The sequence below is a fragment of the Anaerolineales bacterium genome, assembly GCA_022866145.1.
Lineage (GTDB): Bacteria > Chloroflexota > Anaerolineae > Anaerolineales > E44-bin32 > PFL42.
This window is the reverse complement of the sequence record JALHUE010000533.1, coordinates 1-2,680: the sequence shown is the minus strand read 5'-3', so window position 1 is coordinate 2,680 and position 2,680 is coordinate 1. Positions and strand designations below refer to the sequence as shown.

Genomic DNA, 2,680 nt, shown 5'->3' with positions numbered 1-2,680 from the left:
TCTGTACAACGAGGGGATCTCGAAGGAAGGGGATGTGCTGGATCTGGGGGTGGGGCTGGGGGTAGTGGAGAAGCGCGGGTCGTTCTACACCTACAGCGAACAGCGCATCGGGCAGGGACGGGAGAACGCCCGCCAGTTCCTCAAGGAGAACCCAGACCTGGCGCTGGAGGTCGAAGAGCAGATCCTGGCCTTGGTCGGGGCCGTGGCTGCTCCTCCGGTTGGCGATGGGAACGGAGACGAGGAACCGGACGCGGTCTAACCGCCCGGACCGTCTCGAGCCGAGATTGTGGCAAAGGCAAAGCCGCCGGGCGCGCGGCTGGAACTGGGTAGCTGCCGGTCTATAATCTTCCCATGCACATCGAGGGGCGGGCCTATTGGATGGTCGCCTGGGGACTGCTTGTCGCCGGCTGCGCTCGCCCCCATCAGTCGCAGGTCATCCCAGCCTGGACGCCGCCGCCACAGCTCCCCGCCTCCCCGGGCATGCCAGCCACCGAGCAGCCAGGCCCGCTGCCAACAGCGGTCTGTACCAATGATGCGGTCTTTGTCGAGGATCTGACGGTGCCAGATGGCACCACCGTCAGTCCGGGAGAAAGCATCGACAAGCGCTGGGCAGTGCGCAACACTGGGAGCTGCAACTGGAACTCATCCTACCGCCTGGTGTCACTGGGAGAAAGCGGTTTCACCGCTCCGGGCGAAGTCGCCCTTTACCCGGCACGGGCTGGCGAAGTGGCGACCCTGCAGGTTGTGCTTCAAGCGCCAGACCGCCCCGGCGAGTATGCCAGCCGGTGGCAGGCGCAGGCCCCCGACGGCTCGCTCTTCGGCGACCCGATCTTCGTCTTCCTCTACGTCGAGCCTGCCACGCCAACGCCCGAGCCGACGGCGATTCCTGGAAGCGCGTAGGCGCTGCGCGAGCGTCGCAGCGATCCGGCACGGTCCGCCCCGAGTCTGCCGAGGGTGACTCCCCGACGAGCACCGTGGCGTTGCCCTGCGCAGTACAGGGCGCACAGTTTCATCCGGCTGTTGAGTCCGCCGACAATCCGTAGCATACTCTCGGCGCCATCGAAAACTGACTCCGGCGATGCCAAGTGCGCGGAAGGGCCTGTGCCCGCGGCCGGTTTATGGGTGGGGATGCCGGCGTAGGTCCTGCTCCGGCTTAGGTTCATGGTTCTTGAATGCCTGCTAGTGGAGTCCAGCGGCGATTCTGCCTCGAGATCCGCACCTGAGCGGCCTGTGCGACATGGCGCCAATCCCGCAACCGACGCCTCGCTCTGGTATCCGGTACCAACGCCAACGGATAGGGGGTTCGCCACTACAACCAGGCTGGTGATGAGCCGAGTACGCGCCCAGGGTTGGAGGGATGATCGATCAGCAGGCTGGCAAGCCGGCTACCGGTGACCCAGCAGTTCGAGGGCGGCGGCGATGGCGGGATCGTTGTTGAACGTGAAGGTATCCCAGGCGGCGATCACTTCGATCTCCGGGACCAGGCCCTCCGCTTCCCAATCCGTGTCGGAGTAGAGCGGATCGAAGCGTTCTTCGGCGATCCACACCTTGGACCCGTCCGGCATGTCATATCCGTGCAATGTCTCGACATTCCCCAGCGTGGTCTGGCCGATGGTCGACGATCGCCCAAGGTCGTGCAGCGCGCCGGAGAAGATCTCGCCGAAACTGACCGTGTCTTCGCCGACGAGCACGACCAGGGGGACATCCTGCGAGTTCTGGACCGGATCCGCCACCACTTCGAGCGGGCGTTCCTCTTTCAGGCTGACGAAATGCCCGACGACCCCCGAAGTGAAGAAGCCCAGGATCGGTTCCACCACCGTGCTGCTGCCCCCGCCGTTCATCCGGTTGTCGAGGATCAGGCCATCCAGAGGACCGAAATCCTGCAGAGCCCGGCGTAGCTGGTCGGTGATCGTCTGGTCGAAGAACGTAGGAAGGAAGATGTAGCCGATCCTCGCCCCGTCCGTTGTCGGCACCAAACGGGCATCGATCAGCAACGATGTGGTCACGCGCTCTCGGACGAACGTGACATCCCGCGGGGCCTGGCCGGGCGATTGGATGGTCAGGACCGTCGCCGAACACTCCGGGCCGCGCACACGGTGCGTGTAGGCCACTCCGTCCTCCACGATCGGGACCCCATCGGCGGCCAGGATGCTGTCGTGCGGTTGAAGCCCGCCGAAAGCTGCCGGAGACTCAGGGAAGACGCTGAGGATCGCTACGCGCCCCTTGTCCAGAAGCGGGTCCCCGAGGATGCCGATGCCCACATAGTCGTTCGACCCGGCCAGCGCGGCCTCGGCGGCGGCGACCTCCGCCGGAGATTGGAACTCGGAGTGCTCATCACCCAGGGTGGTCACGAGGTCGCTCATCTCTTGATAGAAGGCCTCCGTCTCCAGCCCGGCCTGGATCCGGGCTCGGGCGGCGCCGACGGTCGTCGGCCATTCGCCCTCCAGGATGTCAGGATACAGGTAGACGTCGGAGATGGAGGCGACCAACGCATCGAGCACGACGAGCTGCTCCTCAGTGGAGATTGGCGGGTCCTGCTCTAGAGCGGGAGTCGGCTGAGCGACGGTCGTGGCGACCGGGACGGCGGCGCACTGGGGCGGGATGTACGAAGCCGGGATGGGGGTGGCGGTCGGTGTCGGGGAGGGGATTGCCGTCGGTGATGAGGTTGGCGAGGCGGGAG

General features: G+C 65.7%; 3 protein-coding genes. 2 read left to right on the top strand and 1 reads right to left on the bottom strand.

Translation table 11 applies throughout. The features are described 5' to 3' along the window. Both MUO23_15245 and MUO23_15240 read left to right on the top strand, forming a co-directional pair. Positions 1-259: DNA recombination/repair protein RecA (locus tag MUO23_15245; GenBank protein MCJ7514306.1), on the top strand; the 259-nt coding region annotated here is incomplete at its 5' end. A gap of 92 nt (positions 260-351) precedes the next feature. Next, on the top strand, positions 352-900 hold the full coding sequence (locus MUO23_15240) for an NBR1-Ig-like domain-containing protein (protein ID MCJ7514305.1): 549 nt from the start codon (positions 352-354) through the stop codon (positions 898-900). 485 nt (positions 901-1,385) lie between these two features. Here MUO23_15240 and MUO23_15235 read toward each other — a convergent pair. Next, positions 1,386-2,680 (bottom strand): S41 family peptidase (locus MUO23_15235; protein ID MCJ7514304.1); only part of this gene is annotated, 1,295 nt, incomplete at its 5' end.